23 protein-coding genes are annotated in these 23052 nt (G+C 67.8%); 13 read left to right on the plus strand and 10 right to left on the minus strand.

What is annotated here, in order from left to right:
• Positions 1–62: 62 nt before the first annotated feature.
• Together DSD19_RS01530 and DSD19_RS01535 are read right to left on the minus strand one after the other, a co-directional pair.
• Positions 63–557 (minus strand): hypothetical protein, encoded by a 495-nt coding sequence (locus tag DSD19_RS01530; RefSeq protein ID WP_133260341.1) that lies wholly within the window; start codon positions 555–557, stop codon positions 63–65.
• 270 nt (positions 558–827) lie between these two features.
• A complete protein-coding gene (locus DSD19_RS01535) occupies positions 828–2663 on the minus strand; it encodes a methyl-accepting chemotaxis protein (RefSeq protein WP_243627617.1) in 1836 nt (611 codons plus the stop codon).
• 304 nt (positions 2664–2967) lie between these two features.
• On the opposite strand from DSD19_RS01535, the gene DSD19_RS01540 reads away from it, so the two are divergent.
• A complete protein-coding gene (locus tag DSD19_RS01540; protein WP_075786572.1) occupies positions 2968–3579 on the plus strand; it encodes a CDP-alcohol phosphatidyltransferase family protein in 612 nt (203 codons plus the stop codon).
• Between the two features lie 18 nt (positions 3580–3597).
• Here DSD19_RS01540 and hisH read toward each other — a convergent pair whose 3' ends face one another.
• Complete coding sequence (hisH, locus tag DSD19_RS01545) at positions 3598–4236, minus strand: imidazole glycerol phosphate synthase subunit HisH (RefSeq protein WP_113668301.1); 639 nt, start codon at positions 4234–4236, stop codon at positions 3598–3600.
• Between the two features lie 4 nt (positions 4237–4240).
• A complete protein-coding gene (gene hisB, locus DSD19_RS01550; protein WP_113668302.1) occupies positions 4241–4828 on the minus strand; it encodes an imidazoleglycerol-phosphate dehydratase HisB in 588 nt (195 codons plus the stop codon).
• 147 nt (positions 4829–4975) lie between these two features.
• On the opposite strand from hisB, the gene DSD19_RS01555 reads away from it, so the two are divergent.
• Complete coding sequence (locus DSD19_RS01555; RefSeq protein ID WP_075786569.1) at positions 4976–5215, plus strand: Lrp/AsnC family transcriptional regulator; 240 nt, start codon at positions 4976–4978, stop codon at positions 5213–5215.
• Positions 5216–5241: 26 nt separating this feature from the next.
• Here the strand turns inward: DSD19_RS01555 and DSD19_RS01560 are convergent, their stop codons facing one another.
• Positions 5242–5640 carry an acyl-CoA thioesterase gene (locus DSD19_RS01560; RefSeq protein ID WP_075786568.1) on the minus strand — a complete coding sequence of 133 codons (399 nt, stop codon included), beginning with the start codon at positions 5638–5640 and terminating at the stop codon, positions 5242–5244.
• Positions 5641–5903: 263 nt separating this feature from the next.
• Here DSD19_RS01560 and DSD19_RS01565 point away from each other — a divergent pair, with 263 nt between their 5' ends.
• The 4 genes from DSD19_RS01565 to tig all read left to right on the plus strand — a co-directional run bounded on the left by DSD19_RS01565 (position 5904) and on the right by tig (position 11591).
• Complete coding sequence (locus tag DSD19_RS01565; RefSeq protein WP_133260342.1) at positions 5904–7640, plus strand: transcriptional regulator; 1737 nt, start codon at positions 5904–5906, stop codon at positions 7638–7640.
• Positions 7641–7650: 10 nt separating this feature from the next.
• On the plus strand, positions 7651–8553 hold the full coding sequence (locus DSD19_RS01570; protein WP_243627619.1) for a phosphatase PAP2 family protein: 903 nt from the start codon (positions 7651–7653) through the stop codon (positions 8551–8553).
• A gap of 1 nt (position 8554) precedes the next feature.
• Complete coding sequence (locus DSD19_RS01575; RefSeq protein WP_113668305.1) at positions 8555–9955, plus strand: S8/S53 family peptidase; 1401 nt, start codon at positions 8555–8557, stop codon at positions 9953–9955.
• Between the two features lie 304 nt (positions 9956–10259).
• The gene (tig, locus tag DSD19_RS01580) at positions 10260–11591 is read left to right on the plus strand and encodes a trigger factor (RefSeq protein WP_113668381.1); all 1332 of its coding nucleotides are present in this window, start codon (positions 10260–10262) and stop codon (positions 11589–11591) included.
• Positions 11592–11682: 91 nt separating this feature from the next.
• Here the strand turns inward: tig and DSD19_RS01585 are convergent, their stop codons facing one another.
• The 4 genes from DSD19_RS01585 to rpsF form a co-directional block, all read right to left on the minus strand.
• Positions 11683–12771, minus strand: coding sequence for a heme-binding protein (locus tag DSD19_RS01585; protein WP_113668306.1), 1089 nt, complete (start codon positions 12769–12771; stop codon positions 11683–11685).
• Between the two features lie 180 nt (positions 12772–12951).
• Positions 12952–13539: a 50S ribosomal protein L9 gene (gene rplI, locus DSD19_RS01590; RefSeq protein WP_113668307.1), complete on the minus strand. Its 588-nt coding sequence runs from the start codon at positions 13537–13539 to the stop codon at positions 12952–12954.
• Between the two features lie 11 nt (positions 13540–13550).
• Positions 13551–13778, minus strand: coding sequence for a 30S ribosomal protein S18 (gene rpsR, locus DSD19_RS01595; protein WP_005982441.1), 228 nt, complete (start codon positions 13776–13778; stop codon positions 13551–13553).
• Between the two features lie 29 nt (positions 13779–13807).
• Positions 13808–14161, minus strand: a complete 354-nt coding sequence (gene rpsF / locus DSD19_RS01600; RefSeq protein ID WP_075786562.1) for a 30S ribosomal protein S6 — start codon at positions 14159–14161, stop codon at positions 13808–13810.
• 329 nt (positions 14162–14490) lie between these two features.
• Between rpsF and DSD19_RS01605 the strand changes: the two genes are divergently transcribed.
• The 5 genes from DSD19_RS01605 to DSD19_RS01625 all read left to right on the plus strand — a co-directional run bounded on the left by DSD19_RS01605 (position 14491) and on the right by DSD19_RS01625 (position 18266).
• Positions 14491–15075, plus strand: coding sequence for a YceI family protein (locus tag DSD19_RS01605; protein WP_113668308.1), 585 nt, complete (start codon positions 14491–14493; stop codon positions 15073–15075).
• Positions 15076–15154: 79 nt separating this feature from the next.
• Positions 15155–16042 carry a glycosyltransferase family 92 protein gene (locus DSD19_RS01610; protein WP_113668309.1) on the plus strand — a complete coding sequence of 296 codons (888 nt, stop codon included), beginning with the start codon at positions 15155–15157 and terminating at the stop codon, positions 16040–16042.
• 95 nt (positions 16043–16137) lie between these two features.
• Positions 16138–17106: an ACP S-malonyltransferase gene (gene fabD, locus DSD19_RS01615; protein ID WP_113668310.1), complete on the plus strand. Its 969-nt coding sequence runs from the start codon at positions 16138–16140 to the stop codon at positions 17104–17106.
• Positions 17107–17112: 6 nt separating this feature from the next.
• Positions 17113–17850, plus strand: a complete 738-nt coding sequence (gene fabG, locus DSD19_RS01620) for a 3-oxoacyl-[acyl-carrier-protein] reductase (protein ID WP_113668311.1) — start codon at positions 17113–17115, stop codon at positions 17848–17850.
• Between the two features lie 182 nt (positions 17851–18032).
• A complete protein-coding gene (locus DSD19_RS01625; RefSeq protein WP_075786557.1) occupies positions 18033–18266 on the plus strand; it encodes an acyl carrier protein in 234 nt (77 codons plus the stop codon).
• 880 nt (positions 18267–19146) lie between these two features.
• Here the strand turns inward: DSD19_RS01625 and DSD19_RS01630 are convergent.
• Positions 19147–20373 carry a PilZ domain-containing protein gene (locus DSD19_RS01630; RefSeq protein ID WP_207802403.1) on the minus strand — a complete coding sequence of 409 codons (1227 nt, stop codon included), beginning with the start codon at positions 20371–20373 and terminating at the stop codon, positions 19147–19149.
• 216 nt (positions 20374–20589) lie between these two features.
• Here DSD19_RS01630 and fabF point away from each other — a divergent pair, with 216 nt between their 5' ends.
• Both fabF and mltG read left to right on the plus strand, forming a co-directional pair.
• Entirely contained in the window at positions 20590–21852 is a 1263-nt protein-coding gene (gene fabF / locus DSD19_RS01635) for a beta-ketoacyl-ACP synthase II (RefSeq protein WP_113668313.1), read from the plus strand.
• Complete coding sequence (mltG, locus tag DSD19_RS01640) at positions 21852–23006, plus strand: endolytic transglycosylase MltG (RefSeq protein WP_075786554.1); 1155 nt, start codon at positions 21852–21854, stop codon at positions 23004–23006. Before fabF ends, mltG begins: the two co-directional genes overlap by 1 nt.
• Positions 23007–23052 lie beyond the last annotated feature (46 nt).

Raw genomic sequence — 23052 nt, forward strand, 5'->3', positions numbered from 1 at the left:
ACACGCATTCCCTATCCCCCAATAATTGGAAGTCAAATCTTAATCCGTTTGATTATAGCGAATTACGCCGCACGAATCTTCCAACAAAAAGCCCCTGCGCTCAAGGCGTTCCGGGCTTTGACGCAGCGCAGGGCGCGCCGGTCCGGGGTGGCCGCAGAATCGGCCGCCCCGGTGCTTTTCCGGTGTTTTTCCGTCGCGTTCCCGATGCTTTCCGGTTGCTCTCGCGCTGTTTTCCCGGGCCGTTTCGCGGCCCGGTGCGGGCGCTTTAAGGCCCCGCGGAGCATGACCGGAACCGCGGCAAGCGCCAGCCCGATCCCCAGCGCGTCGCGAAGCAGGAGGCCCTCTTGGAACACCGGTACGCCCAGAAGCGCCAGCGCGATCAGCGTGGCCGATGCGTAAAGCACCGCGACCAGCGCCAGGGCGTGGCCGCGCATCAGATAGAACCAGGCGAAGGCGGGGCTTCCGTAGCAGATCGCCCCCAGCGCGCGCCCCCGGGATGCGAGCCCCGTGGGCGAGGCGGATGCGATCTTGATGAGACCGCCACCGGCAATCGCCAATGCGGTTGCCAGGGCAAGCCAGAATTGCATTTCCAGTGAAAACCCTCCCGTACCGGCGCCGGACCTGCGTGACACAGTCGGCGTTCCGGCGGCAGCAACGTGCAACGACCTCCCTCGCACACGCGGCACCATCCTCCGCCGGATTTCGACCGGACGTCAACGCGGCGCAGAGGACGGAGGTCGCGGCCGGAGGCTGGCGCCTCCGGTTTCGCCGCGTGGCCCGGCCCAGAGATCCCGAGACATCGCCGCGCGGAGAAGGCAGGACGCGATCTAGAAATCCTGCCAGTCGCCGCCATTTGCGATGCGGCGCGGGGTCGGGCTCATGGTCAGATCCGCCGCCGGTGCGGGCGCGAAGGCCAGAGGCGTCGTTTCGCGCGGGCGCTGCCCGCCGCCGGCCCGGGTCTTCAGACGGAACCGGGCGACGAGGCTTTGCAGATTGCCCGCCTCCTGCTTCATCGTCACCGCGGCGGCGTTGGCCTCCTCGACCATGGCGGCGTTCTGCTGGGTAACCTTGTCAAGTTCGTTGATGCCGACATTGATCTCGCCCAAGCCCACCGACTGTTCCTGCGCACCGGTCGCGATGTCGCCGATCAGCACCGCGATGTTGCCGACACGCTCGACGATGTCGGTCAGCGCCTCGCCGGTGCGGTTGACCAGCGCGACACCGGATTCGACCTGATCGGAACTGGACGAAATCAGCGTCTTGATCTCTTTCGCGGCCTCGGAGGACCGCTGCGCCAGCGCCCGTACCTCTGACGCGACGACAGCGAACCCGCGTCCGGCTTCGCCCGCCCGCGCCGCCTCGACGCCCGCGTTCAGCGCCAGAAGGTTGGTCTGGAAGGCGATGTCGTCGATCACCCCGATGATCTGGCTGATCCCGTCGGAGGATTTCTTGATCTCGGACATCGCGCCGATGGCTTCCTTGACCACCAGACCCGATTGTTCGGCATTGCCGCGCGCCTCGCGCACCACATTCTCGACCTGGGCCGCGCCATCGGCCGCGGCGCGCACGCTGGCGGTCATCTCGTCCATGGCGGCGGCGGTCTCTTCCAGCGTGGCGGCCTGGTTCTCGGTCCGGCGCGACAGGTCGTCGGAGGCGCCGCTGATTTCCTCGGCCCGGGTGGTGATCTCGGTCGAGTTCTCGACGATTTCACCCATCAGCGCGTTAAGAGTGTCGACGGTGGCGTTGAAGTCCTGACGCAGCTGTTCGTATGCAGGGGCGAAGGTCGTGTCGATCGTCCGGGTCAGGTCGCCCTCGGACAGCGCCCGCAGCCCGACGCCCAGATCGGTCACCACGCGTTCCTGTTCGCGGCGGTCTTCCTCGCGGGCGGCGGCAAGCCGTTCGGACTCGGCCAGCTTGTCGCGGAACGCGGCCAGATCGCTCCCCAGAACGCCGATTTCGTCCTGGCGCTTTGCGGCGGGGATGTCGGCGTCATAGCGCGCATTGGCGACATCGCTCATGGATTTCACCAGCGCTGCAAGCGGCCCGGTGACGCTGCGGATCAGCACGGTCGACACCGCCACCATCAGCAATATGCCGATCACAAGCGTGATAATGGCGGGCGTCCGGATCGCGGCCAGTTCTTCCTCGATATCCGAGACATAGGCCCCCGTGCCGACCATCCAGCCCCAGGGCGTGAAGTCCTCGATGAAGCCGATCTTCATCTCGGCCTCGGCGCCGCCCGGCTTCTTGAACCAGTAGCGCACCGAGCCCTTGCCGTCGGTTTGCGCGACCTTGCGCATCTCCTGGAAGATCTTCATCCCGTGGACATCGGAATAATCGGCCTGGCTCGTGCCCACCCAGTCCGGCATGGTCGGGTGCACCGTCACCACCAGATCGTGGTCGATGGCGAAGATATAGCCCGACTCGCCGAAATGCAGCGAGGTCAGAAGCGCCTGGCCGCGTGCCTTGGCCTCTTCAAGCTCGATCTCTCCGGCCGCCACCTGCCGGTCGAGGCTTTCCAGAAGGCTGACCGCCTGTCCGGTCAGATCATGCAGTCCGGCCTCGCGGATCTTGTAGGCCAAATCCGTGGCACGCGACATCAGCAAGGCAAAAAGTAAAGAAGACAGCACCAGCGACAAGACCACGATGGCGTAGATCCGCACGGGGATCCTTCTGAAGACAGCGGACATGGGACACCCTTTCCCGAACTCGAATGCAATCAGATCTAGAGTAACAGCCCTAAAGCGATCCTTTCGCGCAGCGGGCACGCGCCTGGAACAGGACCCGCTAAGCCCTTGGGACGCCGGGTGCTCGTGACAAATGGAAAGATCATTTCGGTAACTCTTGCGCGCCCGGTCCCGGCCTTCGCGGCCAAAGGCCTGTCCGATTCGGCCTTCAGGGGCCGGGTCGGGGCTTGCGGTCGGATGCCCCGCGGCGGCAGTCTGGGGCGGCACAGGGGGGACAGGCATGCTTGACGGGATGATGCGCCGTCTGATCGATCCGCCGCTCGACCGGCTGGGCCAGCGGCTGGCGGCGCGAGGGATCACGGCCGACGGGGTGACGCTGGCGGGGCTCGGCCTCGGACTCGCGGCGGCGGGGCTGATCGCGCTGGGGGCGCCGGGGCTTGCGCTTTGGCCGATGCTGGCCGGGCGGCTGGCGGACGGACTTGACGGGGCGGTGGCGCGGGCCAGCCGCAAGACCGATTTCGGCGGCTATCTCGATATCGTTGCCGATTTCCTGGTCTATGGCGCGGTGCCGCTGGGCTTCGTGCTGCTCGATCCGGCGGCGAACGGGGCGGCGGGCGCGTTCCTTCTGACCAGCTTCTATGTGAACGGCGCCACCTTCCTCGGCTTCGCGATCCTGGCCGAACGCCGCAAGATGGAGACCCGCGCGCGCGGCGTGAAATCGCTGTATTTCACCGGAGGGTTGCTGGAAGGGACCGAAACCATCGCCTTTTTCGCCGCGATCTGCCTGTTCCCGTCCTGGTTCGCGCCGCTGGCCTGGGGCTTCGGCGCGCTGTGTTTCGTGACCGCGCTGTCGCGGGTGCTGCTGGCGCGGCGGGTCTTTCCGGGGGGCTGAGGCTCGGGGCGCCCGGGCTCAGGGCGCCCAGCCGAGGAAATTGGCAATCAGCCGCAGCCCGGTCGCCTGGCTCTTTTCCGGGTGGAACTGGGTGCCCACCATGGTGCCCCGCCCGACGATGGCGGTGACCGGGCCGCCATAGTCGCAATGCGCCAGCCTGTGCGCCGGATCGGCGACGCGGAACTGGTAGGAATGGACGAAATAGGCGTGATCGCCGGTGGCGATGCCGTCGAGAACCGGGTGGCCCGCGTCCAGCACCAGATCGTTCCAGCCCATATGCGGCACCTTCAGATGGGCCTCGGCGGGCTCGATCCGCACCACCTCGCCGCCGATCCAGTCGAAACCCGGGGTGTCCTCGTATTCATGGCCGCGGCTCGCCATCATCTGCATGCCGATGCAGATCCCGAGAAACGGCCGCCCGCCCGCGACAACGGCCTCCTCGATGGCCTCGAAGACGCCGCGATGGTCGAACAGCGCCCGGTGGCAGGCCGGATAGGCCCCGTCGCCCGGCAGCACCACGCGGTCGGCGCGGCGGATCGTATCGGGGTCAGAGGTGACCGCGACCGTGCCCGCCCCGGTTTCGCGGGCGACGCGTTCGAAGGCCTTCTGGGCGGAATGCAGGTTGCCCGACTCGTAATCGACGATGGCGGTCAGCATCGGTTTAAAGCGCCCCCTTGGTGGACGGAATGGCATCGGCCTTGCGCGGATCGGTCTCGACCGCGTCGCGCAGCGCGCGCGCCACCGCCTTGAAGGCCGCTTCGGCGATATGGTGGCTGTTGAGCCCGTGCAGGGCATCGACATGCAGCGTGATCCCGCCATGGGTCGACAGCGCCTGGAAGAACTCGCGCACCAGCTCGGTGTCGAAGCCGCCGATCTTCTGGGTCGGGAAATCGACAGTCCAGACCAGATAGGGCCGCCCCGACAGATCGAGGGCCGCGCGCACCAGCGCGTCGTCCATCGGCAGAAGGCAGGACCCGTAGCGGCGGATGCCGCGCTTGTCGCCCAGGGCGTCGGCCAGCGCCTGACCCAGCGCGATGCCCACATCCTCGACGCTGTGATGGTCGTCGATATGGGTGTCGCCCTGACAGCGCACGGTCATGTCGATCAGCGAATGGCGGGCCAGCTGGTCCAGCATGTGGTCGAAAAAGCCGACGCCGGTCGCGATGTCGTAGCGTCCGGTCCCGTCGAGGTCGATCTCGACGGAAATGTCGGTCTCGGCCGTCTTGCGCGTGATCTTCGCCGTCCGCATGGGTGCCTCCGCCAGTGGGTCCGGGCCGCTTATAGGCGCGGGCGGGCGCCGGGCCAAGAGGGGGGCCGTGCGGCGCGGGCGATTGCGGCTTGAAGGTCCCCGGGGCTCTGGTAGGTTTGCGCGGCATCAGCCGAGAAGGAGCCGCCGATGACCACTTGCGTCTTCGTGCAACTGCGTTGCCGCCCGGGCAAGACCTATGAGGTGGCCGAAGAGATCGTCCTGCGCGAGATCCATTCCGAGCTTTACTCGACCAGCGGCGATTACGATCTGCTGATGAAACTCTACATCCCGAAATCCGAGGATGTGGGCAAGTTCGTCAATGACCGGCTGCTGGACATTCCGGGCATCGACCGGTCGCTGACCACGCTGACCTTCAAGGCGTTCTGAGCCGTCCGGCCGTTCAGGGGCCTTGCTCAGCCCGCCTGAACCGGGTCGGGCAGGGGGCGCGACCGGCCGGTCTCGTCGATCGCGACGAAGGTGAAGAGGCCCTTGGTGACCTGTTCGCTCCATTCCTGACAGCGCGGACGGTGCCAGGCGCGGACCTCGATGGTCATCGAGCTGCGGCCGCGTTTGACCAGCTTGGCATAAAGGGTGACCTCGTCGCCGACCTTCACCGGCTTGAGAAACTGCATGCCCTCGACCGCGATGGTCGCGGCGCGCCCGCGCGCGACCCGGGCCGCCACGCTGCCCGCGGCAAGGTCCATCTGCGACATCAGCCAGCCGCCGAAGATATCGCCCGCCGGGTTGGTGTCGGCGGGCATGGCGATGGTGCGGATCACGGGCTCGCCGCGTTCGGGGGAAAGCTCGGGCATGACTGGCGGTCTCCTTCGTCCTCGGACCGCCTATAGCGGGTTGACGACAGGCTGAGAAGCGCGCGGCGGGTACGCTTTGCCGCAGGCGGGCCGTCCCGGGCGGCCACGGGCGTCGGCCGAAAGTTACCGGAAAATTAACGATGGCCTGACGGAACCGGGTTAGCGTTAAATCAAGACCAGTTCGAATGGATCATTCGAATCGGAGCGCGGGTCCCGGAGCCGGGGTCCGCCGGGCCTGTCGCTGACGTCTGGGGGGGACGGACATGACCGGGAGCGAGACGGGACGCGGATCTGCGCGGTTGCACCTTCTGGGCGCGCCGTGCCTGACCGATGCCGAGGGGCGCGACATCACGCCGAAAAGCCGCAAGGCGCAGGCGCTTCTGGCGCTGCTGGCGCTGTCGCCGCGCGGCACGCGCACGCGGATCTGGCTGCGCGACAAGCTCTGGAGCGAAAGCGACGAAGGCCGCGCCTCGGGCAGCCTGCGCCAGTCGGTCTATGAACTGAAGCGCGCGCTGAAGGCGGTGGATGACACGCTCCTGGCCACCGACCGCAATGCGCTCTGCCTCGATCTCGACCGGCTCTGGGTCGATCTTCGGGCGATCCGCGAGGGGGGCGGGCGGCTGCCCGCGGGGGTGGACCCGGGCGCCGACCTTCTGGAGGGGCTCGACATTCCCGACGAGGAATTCGAGGACTGGCTGACGCTGGAGAGGTCGGCCTGGGCGCGGCTGCGCGACGAGATCGGGTCGGGCGGCCCCGCGGCCCGGAAGGCCGAACCTCCCACCGGACCCGCGGGCCCGACGGCCGCACCCGCCGCGCGGCGGATGCCGCGGGGGATCGAGATCGGGCTCTTGCCCGGCATCGTTCATGGCGGGCTGAGAAGCGGTGCCTTCATCGGCGATTACATCATCGAATCCGTGGCGCGCGCGCTGCGCGACTATCACCCGGTGCAGATCGTCGATCTGCGCGAGGCGGGGGCGGGCGGCGCCTCCGAACCGCGCCAGGGCGAACCCGATTTCCTGATCCGGACCCGCACGCTGGTGGTGGGCGACACCGCCTCGGTCAGTTTCCTCGTCTACGAGAACGGCACCAATTCGCTGGTGCTCAGCCAGTCGATGCAGACCCGGCAAAAGGATTTCTACGAGGACGAATTCGCGCTGACCAACCAGTTCGTGGCGCAGAATGTCGACCATCTGGCCAAGATCATCGGCAGCACCCGCGACGGCCCGACGGGCATTCGCAACGACTACAGCGCGCTGATCGGCTATGGCGTGCTGGCCGGCATGTTCGACCTCGACCCCGCGCGAATGCAGGCGACGACCGAGGTTCTGGACCGGCTGAACGAGCGCACCGAGAACAGCCTGTTCCCGAGCCTCAGCGCCTATGCCAGTTCCTTCGCGCTCGGCGAGAATATTGGCGGCTGGGACCCCGAGCGGCGCGAGCGGACCGAGGCGCTGGCGATGAGCATCCTGCAGGACAATCCGTTCAACTCGATCGCGCTGGCCTGCATCGGCCATGTGATGGGCTTCGTGCTGGACCGCCACGACATCGCCGCCGAGATTTTCGGGCGCGCGGTCGAGCTGAACCCGATGCAGGCCTTCGTCTGGGACCATCTTGCGCTGCACGAGCTTTACTGCGGCGATCTCGGCCGCGCCCGCGCGGCCTCGGAACGGGCGGTCAATCTGGGCAAGTACAGCCCGATCAGCTATACCTACGAGACCACCGCCTGCATGGTCGCGACGCTTGCGGGCGATCACGCCCGCGCCGTCCAGCTTGGCCGTTGCGCGCTGGTCAAGCAGCCGCGGTTCAACGCGGCGATGCGCTACACGCTGGCGGCGCTGGGCCATCTGGACGACGGCGGCGCGGCCGAGACGCTGCGCGCCGATCTGCTGGCGCTCGATCCCGGTTTCGCCGACCGCGAAACGCGCGAAATGCGGTTCCGGCTGCCGCGGCGCGAGGCCTGCGACCATGTTCTGGAGGGCCTTGCCCGTGCCGGACTTTAAGGGGGGAAAGGTGAGTAATTCCTTGGAGATATTGAAGAGGGCCGAATTCGTCGTCTCGACGACGGGTCTGGTTCTCAAGGGCGCGGGCGGCAGCCTGAGCGATGCCGGATTTCCCGGCTTCGACGCCGGAGAGGCGGCGGCGGGCGGGTCCTTGTCGACGCTTCTGGCGATGAACCGGTCCAGCCTGAACCGGAACCGCAATCGCAACCGGAACAGGAACCGCAACCGGAACGCCAGCGAGAACCGCGAAAGCGGGGCCGATACCGACGGCGCGCAGCTGACGCTGGAACCCTGGCGCGAACGCGCGGCGCTGTACGGGATGGAGCCGAAATGGATCGACCTGCCGGTGGCGCTGCCGCCCGCGCTCGACCAGCTGCGCGCCGAGGCCGTCGAGCTTCTGAAGAAGCAGGTGCGGCTCAGGCGGGGCGAAGAGGCGCTGCGCCGCGAGGAAATCCTGCGCGAGAGCCGGCTGGAGCTGTCGGCCTATCTGCGCCCCTATGGCATCGAGGGCCGCTCGGGCTATTCGGCCACCATCGGGCTGGTGCTGCTGGTGCTGCTTCTGTGCGACGAGATCGGGCTGCGCTACAAGGAGCGCTTCGACGTCCCGCGCCCCAACGCGGTCGAGCCGCGGCTCAGGCCGTTCCTGCCGATCCCGGCGCATGCCTCCTATCCCTCGAACCATTCCTTCCAGTCCTTCACGGTCGCCTTCGTGCTGTCGCGGATCGTGCCCGAGCACCCGGCCAGTTCCGAGGTCTTCGTCGCTGCGCGCCGGGTGGCCGAGAACCGCGAATGGGCGGGGCTGCACTATCCCAGCGATACCTGCGCGGGGCACGACCTTGCCCGGATGATCCTGCCGGTCCTGGAAGTCGTCTGCCGGGACCAGATGCTTGCCGCCCAGAAGGAGTGGATCTGAGATGTTCGGAGACGAGACCCGCCGGCCGCAGGGCCGCGAGATCTATGACGACTACGCCGCGCTCTGGCACCTGGAAAGCATTGGCGTGCTTGGCCTTCTGCGCGACGGTCCGAAGCCCCGCAAGGGCCGCAAAAGCCGCGTCGCCGTGATCGATACCTCGGTCGCGGTCGATCATCCCTGCCTGGTGCCCGCGATCGACCGGACCCTCGCGATCGATTTCTTCTCGAACCGCCTCGGCGCCTTTCCCTGCCATCCGGGCGATCACCGCCTGACGCTCGATCTGCCCAACCTGGCGACCACGGTGGCCGACGATCTGCCCGAGACGCGGGCGCTGCTGGGCGAGCTGGTCGACCGGCTGTCGCCCGGGGCCATCGCCCATGTGAATGGCGTGGCGCCCGCGACCTCGCCCGATTTCTCGAACCACGGCACCGCCATCGCGGGGCTCGTCGGCGCGCGTCCGGCGCTGGTCGAGATCGCGGCCGAGTATCGCGGCGCAGGCGCGCAGGCGCTGACGGTGCCGCTGCCCTATGCGGGCGTCGATCCGTTCTGCGAGCTGGTGCCGATCTCGACCAATTTCGACACCGATCCCGAGATGCTGATCCTGGCCTTCCTCTATGCCGAGATCATCGGCGCCGATGTGGTGCTGCTGCCGCGCTCGATCCCCGATCCCGGGCGGATCGTGCCGGAACTGGCCAGTGTCGATCTCGACGGCGAGGATCTGGGTGCGCTTGCGACCCAGGTCGAGATCCCGCCGCGCGAGAGGGCGCTTTGGGACGAACTGGCCCGGCTGATCGTGGCGGTCTCGATGCGCCGCCCCGTCATCTGCGCGGCGGGCAATTCGCAGGAAAGCGGCGGCATCTACCCGGCCAATCTGGCCAGCGAACATAACGGCGTCATCGCGGTCGGCGCGGCCAATGCCAAGGGCATGGTCGCGGGCTATTCGCAGGTCGCGGGCGCGACGCTGCTGGCGCCCAGCAACGATGCGGAAACCTTCGACCGGGTCTCGATCCGGCTCGACGAACAGCAGGCGCGCTTTGCCGACCGGCTGTGCCCGCCCCATAACGACAACCGCAAGTTCTCGCATTTCGAGATCGTCTCGACCGACGTGCCGGGCCGCCACGGCTATTCCTACAGCCCCTATGCCAGCGACGAGCCGCCCGAGGGGCTGCGCGAGTTCGGGTCGTATTTCTGCCGCTTCGGCGGCAGTTCGGCGGCCTCGGCCATCGTCGCGGGCTTCGTGTCGCTCGGCCGCTCGCTGGGCGAGATCGACGCCTGCGCCGATGGCCCGGCGGCCCGCAACTGGCTGTTGTCGCGCTGTGTGTCGATCGACACCGACGAGGGCAGCTTTCTTTACCCCTCCTGGACCGGCAAGGTCAGCTTCCCCGATCTTTACGGGCTCTGATCCGGCCCCTGCCGGACAGGGTGCCGCGGCCCGGGCGCGAAGGCCCGCCCGGGCCGCGTGTCGGGCCGCCTTTCGGACCGTCGAGCCCCTTGCCCCACGGGGCGGGCTCGCGTAGAAGGCGCCGGAAGCGTTTCCCGGTGTAACCGACCGGCGTACCCCTGTACCCGGACCCGTGCCCCGGAAACGAAGAAACCAGATGGTTGTTTCCGAACGACCGGCGTCGAATGTTGGGGCTGGCGCCGCCTGGCCTTGGGGGATCTCCCCGCCGGTCCCGCCCGGAATGGATGAGAAGGACGATACGCAGATGCAGGTCACCGAGACCCTGAAAGACGGCCTGAAGCGCGGCTACACGATTACCGTGACCGCCGCCGAACTGGAGGCGAAGGTCAACGAGAAGCTCGCCGAGGCCCAGCCCCAGATCGAAATGAAGGGCTTCCGCAAGGGCAAGGTGCCGATGCCGCTTCTGAAGAAGCAGTTCGGCGAGCGCCTGATGGGCGAGGCGATGCAGGAAACCATCGACGGCGCCATGAGCAGCCATTTCGACGAGTCCGGCGACCGCCCGGCGATGCAGCCCCAGGTCAAGATGACCGACGAGGACTGGAAGCCCGGCGACGACGTTACCGTCGAGATGACCTACGAGGCGCTGCCCGAGATCCCCGAGACCGACCTCAAGGCGATCAAGCTTGAAAAGCTGATCGTGGAACCGGCCGAGGCCGAGATCACCGAGGCGCTGGAGAAACTGGCCGGCACCGCCCAGACCTATGCCGACCGCCGCAAGGGCTCGAAGGCCAAGGAGGGTGATCAGGTCATCATCGACTTCGTCGGCAAGCTGGGCGACGAGCCCTTCGAGGGCGGCTCGGCCGAGGATTATCCGCTGGTTCTGGGTTCGGACAGCTTCATCCCCGGCTTCGAGGATCAACTGGTCGGCGCCAAGGCCGAGGATGAGGTGACCGTCACCGTCACCTTCCCTGAAAACTACGGGGCCGAGAACCTGAAGGGCAAGGAAGCCACCTTCGACGTCACCGTGAAGGCGGTGAAGGCGCCCAAGCCCGCCGAGATCGACGACGATCTGGCCAAGCAGTTCGGCGCCGAGGATCTGGAGGCGCTGAAGGGCCAGGTGGCCGAGCGTCTTAAGGCCGAATTCGGCGGTGCCGCCCGCGCGGTGATGAAACGCGCCCTGCTGGACGCGCTGGACGACGCGGTGCAGTTCGAGGTGCCCCCGAGCCTGCTCGAGGCCGAGGCCGGGCAGATCGCCCACCAGCTGTATCACGAAGAGCATCCCGACGATCACGGCCATGACCATGGCGCGATCGAGCCGACCGAAGAGCATCTGAAACTGGCCGAACGCCGCGTGCGTCTGGGCCTGCTGCTGGCCGAGATCGGCCGCAAGGCCGAGGTGTCGGTGTCGGACAACGAGATGACCCAGGCGGTTCTGGCCCAGGCGCGCCAGTTCCCCGGTCAGGAACGTCAGTTCTTCGAATATGTCCGTCAGAACCAGGCCCTGCAGCAGCAGATCCGGGCGCCGCTGTTCGAGGACAAGGTCGTCGACTATGTCTTCGAACTGGCCGACGTGACCGAAAAGCCGGTCAGCAAGGACGACCTGCAGAAAGCTGTCGAGAAGCTCGAAGAAGAATAAGACCCGCGGCTCCGGGAACGCCGGAGGCCAGCGAGAGGACAGGCCGCCCCCTCGGGGCGGCCTTTTTATTGCGCGCCCGGCTGTGGGGCGATCAGGCGACGCTGCTGTCGAACTTGCCGTCGCGGACCATGGCGTACATGGGCTTCGGGTCGTCCTCGACCTTTTCCATGGTGTTGATCGAAATGTGCGGCCAGCGGATCAGCCCGGGCGAGCCGTCGCCGCGCGGGAAGAAGTCGAGGAACACGAACTGCGCATATTGCAGCAGCATGCGCGGCTTGTCGGGGCTGGTGCCCTTGACCTTGTGGATCCAGAAGATCGAGCGCATCGAGGTGGCATTGGCCTCGTCCACGACGAAGGGAATGTTCAGGATGCCGCCGCTTTCGATGGTGGTGTCGAAATCGAGCACCGTGGTTTCCAGCACGGTCTCGCCCGCCAGCGCCTCGCGCAGCAGCCGTGTGGTGTCGACCGGCTCGAAGCCCGGGAAGTCGGGAAGGCCCGCCAGCGTGCCCTTGAACGGGGCATGGTAGAAATGGCGGTAGGGCGCGACATAGTCGTTGCGGTTCGTGGCGTCGGCCGGCTTCAGAACCTCGTCCAGAATGGCATGGCCGAGGCGGGTCCCGACCGGCAGGCCGCTCATCGGCGGGATGCCGAGGCTTTTGTGCACGGTGCCCAGCGCCAGCACGGAATCGCCATGGGGGATGGTCCCCAGCCGCGCCACGTCGAAGGTGCCCAGCGCTTCGTCGGACCTGGCCTTGTTGGTCATGTGCAGGAAGAGGCCCGGCTCGTGGTGGATCGGTGTGTCGTTCCTGGCCTTCAGCCCGCTTTCGGGAAAATCGGCGGCGGCGATCTGGGTGGTCACCTGCTGATAGTCCAGCGCGACGACGAACTGGTCGCCGCTGATCCCGGTCGCGGCGGTCTCGACGCCGCGGTTCGGCACCCCGGTATCCGCGATCTCGAAGGTCAGGTCCTCGTTATACTGGTTCATCAGCAGGCGGTAGCCGAACGGCCCCTCGAAGAAGGGCAGGGCGATGATGTTCCAGCCGCGGCCGGGCAGGGCGTCGTTGCTCCAGCGGCCGGGAAGGTCCTTCAGCGGACCGAGCTTGGTCTTGTCGGCCTCGACGGCCGGGGTGATGACGCGGCCGGTCTCTCGGATGTCTTCAATGGAACTTTCAGGTAACATTTTTTCCTCCGGGAAATGAAATTACCAAAAACGAAGCCATTCTATCCGAATCTGCGTCAAAGCAGCATCATCGGGCCCGACGCGGTCTGTCTTGCGGTCCGCGGTCAGGCCCGGAAACGAAAAGCGCCGCCCCCGAAGGGACGGCGCGTTTCAAAGGCGTGAATGCGGTGTCGCGGGCGATCAGGCCTGCTCGTCGTCCTCGTCGTCGGAGGCGGCCGACCCGATATCGTCGAACAGCTCCTGGATCTCGAACTCGGCCGCGGCTTCTTCCTCGGCGGCCAGTTCCTGGATCGACTTGCCCGAAGCCTGCAGTTCGGCCTCTTCTGCCGAGCGGGCGACGTTGACCGCCACGGTCACGTCGACCTCGGGATGCAACAGCACATGGACCGTATGCAGGCCCAGTTCCTTGATCGGACCGGCCAGCACGACCTGCTTGCGGTCGACCGAGAAGCCGGCCTCGGTCGCGGCGTCAGAGATGTCGCGGGGCGTGACCGAGCCGTAGAGCGCGCCGCCATCCGAGGCAGAGCGAATCACGACGAATTGCTGACCGTCGAGCTTCCCGGCCAGCGCCTCGGCTTCTTTCTTGGTTTCGAGGTTGCGCGCCTCGAGCTGGGCCTTGTCGGCCTCGAAGCGGGCGATGTTGGTCGCGTTGGCGCGCAGCGCCTTGCCCTGCGGCAGCAGGAAGTTGCGGGCGTAGCCGTCCTTGACGTTGACGACTTCGCCCATCTGGCCAAGCTTGGCCACGCGTTCCAGAAGGATCACTTGCATGGGGTCGCTCCTTACTTCACGGCGTAGGGCAGCAGGGCGAGGAAGCGGGCGCGCTTGATGGCGCGGGCCAGTTCACGCTGCTTCTTGGCCGAGACGGCGGTGATGCGCGAGGGCACGATCTTGCCGCGCTCGGAGATGTAGCGCTGCAGCAGACGGGTGTCCTTGTAGTCGATCTTCGGCGCGTTGTCGCCGGAGAAGGGGCAGACCTTGCGACGGCGGAAAAACGGTTTTGCGGCCATGGTTCAGGCTCCTTTGCTCAGGCGGACGGTCAACGGCGCTCGCGGCGGTCGCCGCGTTCTTCGCGCTTCTGCATCTGCACCGAGGGACCTTCCTCATGGGCATCGACCTTGACGGTCAGAACGCGCATGACGTCCTCGTGCAGCCGCATCAGGCGTTCCATCTCCTGCACCGCCGGCGCGGGCGCGTCGGTGCGCAGATAGGCGTAATGGCCCTTGCGGTTCTTGTTGATCTTGTAGGCCATCGTCTTGACGCCCCAGTACTCGCTTTCGACGACCTTGCCGCCGTTATCCGCGAGGACGGTGGAGAAGTGTTCGACAAGGCCTTCGGCCTGCGCGTTGGACAGGTCCTGGCGCGCGATGAAGACATGCTCGTAAAGCGGCATGCATACTCCAGTTCTGTTGCAGGTGCGCTTCAAAGTGCGGGGTCTTGCGACACCTTCCGTCCCGCCCACGAGAGGCTGCACCGGATACCGTTCGGTCGGAAGGATCCGCGCCTTATACAGGGATTGCCGTCCGATGCAAGCCGGGCGCGGGAATGGGTGTGTCGGGCGCCGGGGGAAGGCTTTCGCGCCCATGACCTCTGTTCAGAGCCGAACAGAGTCTGTGGGTCCCTGTGCAGTTGCGCAGAGTGGCGGGCAAGACGACCTCTGCCACAGCGGACCGCCCCCGGGCGGTGCGACCCAAGGATCCGACCCACGAACAGGAGCTGTCCATGAACCCGATCCACGCCGCGGCCGCCGCCGCCCTCGTCGCCCTGACCGCGCTGCCGGCTGCCGCAGACGCGGTCGACTACGATCTCGATCCCGGCCACAGCCAGGTGCTGTTCTCCTACGAACATCTCGGCTTCTCGACCACCTGGAACCTGTTTTCGGGCTGGCAGGGCAAGATCGCCTTCGATGCCGAGGACCCGGCGGCTTCCAGCGTTTCGGTCTCGATCCCGACCGACGCGCTTTTCACCGGCTGGGACGCGCGGTTCGAGCATTTCATGTCCGACGCCTTCTTCGACGCGGCCAACAACGATCTGGTGACCTTCACCTCGACCGATATCGAGGTCACCGGCGACGATACCGCGAAGATCACCGGCGATCTGACCCTGAACGGCATCACGAAACCGGTGGTGCTTGACGCCCGGCTGACCCAGCATGCAATGCATCCGATGGAAAACCGCGACTGGCTGGGCTTTTACGCGACGACCACGCTGAAGCGGTCCGACTTCGACATGGGCGAATACGTGCCCGCGGTCAGCGACGAGGTCGAGGTCCGGATCTCGATCGAGGCGGGCAAGGCCGCGAACTGATCCGGCAGGCGGGGCGGCGGCTGGCATCCCGGCCGCCGTCCCGCTAGTCTCGCGCCGGTCCAGTCTGTCCGGAGCGAGCATGCGCGGGTTCTTCAACCGGCCGATCACCAAGCTGTCCTTCGCGCCACCCGCGGCCCGCCCCGGCCGCGCGGGGCTGGCCATCGTGCTGATCGTGCGGAACGAGGCGCGCCATATCGGCGAATGGGCGCGGTTTCATCGCGCTGCCGGGGCCGCCCATGTCTACGCCTATGACAACGGCTCGACCGACGGCACCGCCGCCGAACTGGCCGCGGCGCTTGGCGACCGGCTGACGCTGTTGCCCTGGGATCAGAAGCTTTACGACGGACGGTCGGGGCGCGAGATCCACAATCAGGTGCTGGCCTATGCCCATGCCCTGCGGAATTTCGGCGGCGCCCATCGCTGGATGGCCTGCATCGATGCCGACGAGTTTCTGGTGCCGAAACGGGCCGACAGCCTCGATGCCGCGCTTGCACATCTGGACGACATCCCGTCCGTCACGCTGCCCTGGCACAATTTCGGCCGCAATGGCCATGACGCCCCGCCCGAGGGCGGGATTGTCGCGAACTATACCCGCCGCGCGGCCGACCCTCTCAGCGGGGCGCGCGGGGTGACCAATTTCAAGACGCTGGTCGATGCGACGCGCGTGACCGCGCTCAAGGTCCACAGCGTCTGGGTCGACGGGAAGGCCGCTACCTGGAACGACCGGGGCGAACAGACCGATCACAAGGGCCGCGCCGATCCGGCCTTCTATTCGGCCGATCACCTGCAGCTGAACCACTATTACACCCGCTCGGAACAGGAACTGGCCGCCAAGATCGCGCGCGGCTCGAACCAGTCGGTCGAGGCCCGCCGCCATGCCGCCCGGATCCGGCGCAACGTCGCGAATATCGAGGCGCAGGAGGTCGAGGATCTGTGCGCGCCCGACTTCCTTCTGCGCCGCGGCTGATCGGCGCGAGGCGCCCTCGCGGTCCGCGCGCGCTTGGCAAGCCCGGTCCAAGCCGTTAGATCGACGCCCAGACAAATGAGGGCGAGGGGCATTCGATGCGTGCATTCGTATTTCCGGGCCAGGGGGCGCAGACGATCGGCATGGGCAAGGCCCTGGCCGACGCCTATCCGCAGGCCCGGGCCGTGTTCGAAGAGGTCGACGAGGCACTGGGCGAAAGCCTCTCGGCGCTGATCTGGCAGGGCGACCAGGCCGAGCTGACGCTTACCCGCAATGCCCAACCGGCGTTGATGGCGACCTCGATGGCGGCGATGGCGGCGCTTGGTGCCGAAGGCGTGTCGGTGACGGCGGCGTCCTTCGTGGCGGGCCATTCGCTGGGCGAATATTCGGCGCTGTGCGCGGCGGGCGCGATCAGCCTCGCGGACACAGCGCGGCTGTTGCGGCTGCGCGGCGAGGCGATGCAGGCGGCGGTGCCGGTCGGCGAGGGCGCGATGGCGGCGCTGCTGGGGCTCGATCTGGCTGCGGTGCGCGAGATCGCGGCCGAGGCGGCGGCGGGGCAGGTGGTTCAGGCCGCCAATGACAACGACCCGGCCCAGGTGGTGATTTCGGGCCATGCGGCGGCCGTCGAACGCGCGGTCGAGCTGGCCAAGGCGCGCGGCGCCAAGCGTGCGGTGATGCTGCCGGTCTCGGCGCCCTTCCACTGCGCGCTGATGGCGCCGGCGGCGGCCGCCATGGCCGAGGCGCTGGACGATGTCGAGATCGAGGCGCCGCTGGTGCCGGTCGTGGCGAATGTGCGCGCCTGCGGCGAGACCGATCCGGCGACGATCCGGGCGCTGCTGGTCGAGCAGGTGACCGGCGCCGTCCGCTGGCGCGAATCCGTCGCCTGGATGGCCGGGCAGGGCGTCACCGAGATCTGGGAAATCGGCGCGGGCAAGGCGCTGTCGGGCATGGTCAAGCGCATCGCGCGCGAGGTCGCGACCCGGCAGGTCGGCACGCCCGAAGAGGTGACTGCGGCCGTCGACAGCATGAACGCGGCGGCCGGAACGCCGCGACCTGAACGGAGGTAAGACCATATGTTCGATCTGACCGGAAAGACCGCGCTGGTGACCGGCGCCTCGGGCGGCATCGGCGGCGCCATCGCGCGCGGGCTGCATGCCCAGGGCGCGACCGTCGGCCTCTCGGGCACCCGCGAGGCGCCGCTGGCCGAGCTGGCGGCAGACCTCGGCGAGCGGGCCCATGTGCTGCCCTGCAACCTCTCGGACCCCGAGGCCGTCGAGGCGCTGCCGAAGGCCGCCGCCGAGGCCATGGGCGGGCTCGACATCCTGGTGAACAATGCCGGGATCACCCGCGACATGCTGTTCATGCGGCTGAAGGACGAGGACTGGCAGTCGGTGCTCGACGTCAACCTGACGGCGGCGATGCGGCTGTGCCGGGGCGCGATGCGCGGCATGATGAAGGCGCGCTGGGGCCGGATCGTCAACATCACCTCGGTCGTCGGCACCACCGGCAATCCGGGCCAGGCCAATTACTGCGCGGCCAAGGCGGGGCTTGTCGGTCTGTCGAAGTCGCTGGCCCATGAACTCGCGTCGCGCGGGGTCACCGTGAACTGCGTGGCGCCCGGCTTCATCGAGACCGCGATGACCGACAAGCTGACCGGCGATCAGAAGTCGGGAATCCTCGGCGCGGTGCCGATGGGACGCATGGGCACCCCCGAGGAGATCGCCGCCGCCGTGGTCTATCTGGCCAGTCCCGAGGCGGGCTATGTCACCGGGGCGACGGTCCATGTCAATGGCGGGATGGCGATGGTCTGACCCCGCCGCCGCCTGCGACGCGAAAGCGTTTGCGTCGTGTAAACGATGTGTTATAGGCGGCGCAGTTTTTGCCGGGGGGCACCCCGCGCGTTGCATCTCCCGCGCCCAAGCGGGGAAAAGGGCCTCTCCTGGCCACCAGCATCAAGACGGGCTCGCTGCCTGAGCAAATGTGAGGAATGGAAATGAGCGACATCGCGGACCGCGTGAAAAAGATCGTCGTCGAGCATCTGGGCGTCGAGGAAGACAAGGTGACCGAGAACGCCTCGTTCATCGACGATCTGGGCGCGGACAGCCTTGACACCGTGGAACTGGTCATGGCCTTCGAAGAAGAATTCGGGATCGAGATCCCGGACGACGCGGCCGAAACCATCCAGACCTTCGGCGACGCGGTGAAGTTCATCCAGGACGCCGCCTGAGCGGCTCCGATCCGCTGACGGATCAGAAGGCGGTGCCCCCGGGGCGCCGCCTTTTTCATGTGAGACAAGCCGGGCCCGCTCTGCCCCACGGAGCCTTGGCATGGCGGTCGCGGGGCGCAGATCCGGCGCACTGCCCGCAGCCGGGCGGCCGCGCGAAGGCAGGCATCTCGGGCGGGCGGCCTTGGCCTGGGGCATCCACAGCTTTCGGCGCAGGATCTCCGGGGCGCCGGTCCGGCCTGTTTGGCGGCCGCTCCGCAAGAGGCGTCTGGCCACCGGCGCATGAAGCTGTGACAGGTACCGGTGCACCATCGGTCCGGTCGAACCCGGGCCTTCGGCGGCGGCCCTTCCGGTCGAACGGATCGGGCCGAACATGGGCGCCATCCGGTCGCGAGCCCCGATCGGGCGTCCCAGACAGGCCATGGAGACGCGCGGCGGCAACGGGACAGGGCGTTCGGGTCGGTTCTGGCGCGGCGTACAGCGGGTCCGGCCCGCCGCTGTCCGAGCAGACGCTTGGCGCGTGCCGTGCGGCGCGGGGCGCGGCAGCGGGGTCGGGGGCTCCAAGGAAAGGCCGTCGGTCACGGCGCCTCTGCCGGGCAGGTGGCGCCGTCAGCCGACGAAAGATCCAGGACAGGCCACCGCGACACTGCCGGGATGGTCTTCATAGGAACCACGGCTGAAGGGAAAGGTCCGGTTCGGCTTCTTCCGGGCGCGCGGGTGGATGCGCCAGAGCGGCCGAAGCGGGGTCCGCGCTTCGGTGTGCAATGCATGGCCCCGCCCCTGTCCGGAGTCCCGGAGCACGCCTCCCGATAGAGGTTTTTCCGGCGGACCCCGGGCTTACCGTGCGAGGCGTCGTGGGGGGCAGGGACGGCCTCCGGGTCGTCTATGTCTTGAGCGCGCGGCCCGCCCCGGCCGAGGCCGCTGCGGCGGCCGCGGAACCGCCAACTGGTCTGGCCGGTCCTCCGGCGGGGGTCGGCGGCTGTGCCGGGCGCGGCCTGTCGGTCTCGGCGGTATTGTCCCAGCGGTGCCAGTGCAGCAGGGTTTCGAACTCGGCCTTCTCAAGAGCGCGCAGAAAGACCAGCCCGACGAAGAAATGAGTCGACCAGGCAATGCGGCAAGGCACCTCGACGCCGCTGAGTTCCAGCGTGCCGCGCAAGCCGGGTTCCGGTTCGGTCGTGAGATTGAGCTTGGCACCGTTCGGGCTGATATCGACGGCAACGGTCGGGCAACGGCCGTCGGGCAGGCGCAGCACCGCGTTCATGTGGCAGGCCGTGCGCGGTGCCTTGCGTCGAAGCCGTGCGCGCAGCACCAGCACAGTTCCCGCTATCGCGGCCAGACCGGCGAGTCCGACGCCGCCCATCAGGATCCAGCGCAGCGGCCCGGCGGCCGCCCGTTGCTTCGGCATCGATGGCAGCCGGGTGCCGACCTGGCCCTGGCTGATGGCGTCTTCGGAAAAGCCGGGTTTGGCTTTCAGGGCCTCGGTGCTGGTGGCGGCACCGCCACGGGGTGCGGACGGAGCCTCCAGTGTGCTGTCTGCGGGCGTCTCGGGCGGCGTCTCGGGTTCGGCCCCCTGCGCCGCTTGGTCCGGCGTGGCCGCCACGGCATGCGCTGCGGACGGATCGTCCGCGGCATCGGGCGCGCCGGGCGCCCCATCGTCCAGCGCGCCTGCGGTGTGCCCGGGCCGGGCTTCGGTCCCGGGCGGGCCGGTCTCGGGCAGGGTCAGATCGGCCCGCCAGCCGGGATCGGCACCGCATCGCAGGTCCTGCAGATAGCCCTGCATGCGCTGCGCCACCTCCTGGGTGTCCGGTTCGGGGCGTGCGAAGCTCAGCCGCTGACCCACCAGCCCGACATAATCGGTCACGACCGGCAAGCCGTCGTCCAGACCGACCTTGCCCATCAGGCGCGACAGACGTTCGGTATCGGCGCTTTTGACCGCCCCGGAAAGCCGCAGCGCGTGATCGAGCCGGATCAGCCCGGGTCCGTCGCGGCCGAGGGTTTCGCCCTCGACATAGATCCAGACCAGCCAGTCATGCATCGGGCAGGGCGGTGCCGCGCGCAGGGCACTGCCTCCGGTCAGCAGGAAAAGCGCGGTCAGCGCAAGGAGGGGCAAGACAGACATGGCGCGGCCGGGTCCCTTGGCGCGTGTCAACCTTCGACGGCGAGCAGAGCGGAGTATTGCGTCAAACGGTTGACGAATGTTTGCCATGGCCGCGGCGGGTTGCCGAAAACGTCGCTGGGACAGCCGCTCCCTTGCCCATCGCGCCCAAACCGCTGTATCAGATCGCCGAAAGGGGCCTGGGCCGGGGCCAAGAGCGAGGAGAGGCATATGCGTCGTGTGGTTGTCACCGGGCTGGGGATGGTGTCCCCGCTGGCCTGTGGTGTGGAAGAAACCTGGAAACGTCTGCTTGCGGGGCAGTCGGGTATCGGGCCGATCACGCGCTTCGATGCCAGCCGCGTGGCCACGACCTATGCCGCCGAGATCCCGTACGGCGATGGCTCGGACGGCACTTTCAATCCGGATGACTGGATGGAACCGAAGGAGCGCCGGAAGGTCGACGATTTCATCCTGTACGCGATGGCGGCGGCAAGCCAGGCGGTGGCCGATTCCGGCTGGGCGCCCGAGACCGACGCCGAGCGCGAGCGGACCGGCGTCATGATCGGCTCTGGCATCGGCGGGCTGAATGCCATTGCCGATACCGCCGTGCTGATCCAGCAGAAGGGGCCGCGCCGGGTGTCGCCCTTCTTCATTCCCTCGGCGCTGATCAACCTCGCCTCTGGGCAGGTCTCGATCCGCTTCGGCTTCAAGGGGCCGAACCATGCGGTTGTGACCGCCTGCTCGACCGGGGCGCATGCCATCGGCGACGCGGCGCGTCTGATCCAGTGGGGCGATGCCGACGTGATGGTTGCGGGCGGCACCGAAAGCCCGATTTCCGAGATCGGGATCGCCGGGTTCAACGCCTGCAAGGCGCTGTCGACCAAGCGGGCCGATGCACCCGAGACCGCATCGCGGCCCTGGGACGCCGAGCGCGACGGCTTCGTGATGGGCGAAGGCGCGGGCGTCGTGATCCTCGAAGAGCTGGAACATGCCAAGGCGCGCGGCGCCAAGATCTACGCCGAAGTGCTGGGCTATGGCCTTTCGGGCGATGCCTATCACATCACCGCACCGGCCGAGGATGGCGATGGCGGGTTCCGGTCGATGCAGGCGGCGCTGAAACGGGCGGGGCTGAGCCCGGCGGATATCGACTATATCAACGCGCATGGCACCTCGACCATGGCCGATACCATCGAGCTGGGCGCGGTCGAGCGGCTGCTGGGCGAGGCGGCGGAGCGTACCACCATGTCCTCGACCAAATCCTCGATCGGCCACCTGCTGGGGGCCGCGGGCGCGGTCGAGGCGATCTTCTGCATCCTCGCGCTGCGCGATCAGGTGGCGCCGCCCACGCTGAACCTCGACACGCCGCCGGACGGCACCCGGATCGATCTTGCACCGAAGGCCGCGGTTCGGCGCGAGATCGGCGTGGCTCTGTCGAATTCCTTCGGCTTCGGTGGCACCAACGCCTCGCTCGTGATGGGCCGCGGGGACCGCTGATGTGGAAGGCCGTCGCCTCGAACGCGCTGACGCTGTTCATCGTGGTGCTGCTTCTGGCGGGCGGGCTGGTGATCTGGGCCAAGCAGAAATACGCCGAGCCCGGACCGCTTGAGACCGCGATCTGCCTGCGCGTCGAGCCGGGCTCGACCATGGCCGGGGTGTCGCGCGATCTGGGCGGCGAGGGGGCGGTCAGCCACCCGCTGATCTTCCGGCTCGGGGCGCGCTATGCGGGCAAGGATGCCGAATTGAAGGCGGGCAGCTTCCTGCTGCCGGCCCAGTCCTCGATGGAAGAGATCGTCGATCTGGTGACCCGCGCGGGCCGCTCGACCTGCGGCACGGACGTCAATTTCCGGATCGGGATCGCCAGCGCCGAGCTGCAGGTCCGGACGCTTGATCCGGCGACCGGGCGCTATCAAGAGGTGCTGGCCTTCGACCCCCGTGCGGGCGAGGTGCCCGAGGGCTATGACGCGCTGATGGCCGAACCCGATCTGCGCTACCGGGTAACGCTGGCCGAGGGCGTGACCAGCTGGCAGGTGGTCGAGGAACTGAAACAGGCGGCGTTTCTCAAGGGCGAGATCGCCGAGGTTCCGGCCGAGGGCAGCCTCGCCCCGGACAGTTACGAGGTGACGCCCGGGATGGACCGAGGGACCCTTCTGGCCGAGATGACGGAGCGGCAGACGGCGCTTCTGGACCGGCTCTGGGAGACGCGCGCCGAGGGGTTGCCGCTGGCCAGCAAGGAAGAGGCGCTGGTTCTGGCCTCGATCGTCGAGAAGGAGACCGGCGTGCCGGACGAGCGCCGCCGGGTCGCGAGCGTCTTTGTCAACCGGCTGGAACGCGGCATCCGGCTGCAGACCGACCCGACCGTGATCTACGGGCTGACGGACGGCAAGGCCCCGCTCGGCCGCGGCATCCGGCAAAGCGAACTGGCGCGGCGGACACCTTACAATACCTATCTGATCGACGGCCTGCCGCCGACGCCCATTGCCAATCCGGGCCGCGCCTCGATCGAGGCTGCGCTGAACCCGGAAACCACGGAGTACCTCTATTTCGTGGCCGACGGGACGGGCGGCCATGCCTTCGCCCAGACCCTCGACGAGCATAACCGCAACGTCGCGCGCTGGCGCAAGATCGAGGCCGGGCAGGGCGGCAACTGACCGCCCGCGCGCTCCGGCTCCGATTTTTCGCAGAAAAATCGCGCCC

This window comes from Rhodovulum sp. BSW8, assembly GCF_003314725.1.
In the GTDB taxonomy this organism is placed as follows: domain Bacteria; phylum Pseudomonadota; class Alphaproteobacteria; order Rhodobacterales; family Rhodobacteraceae; genus Rhodovulum; species Rhodovulum visakhapatnamense.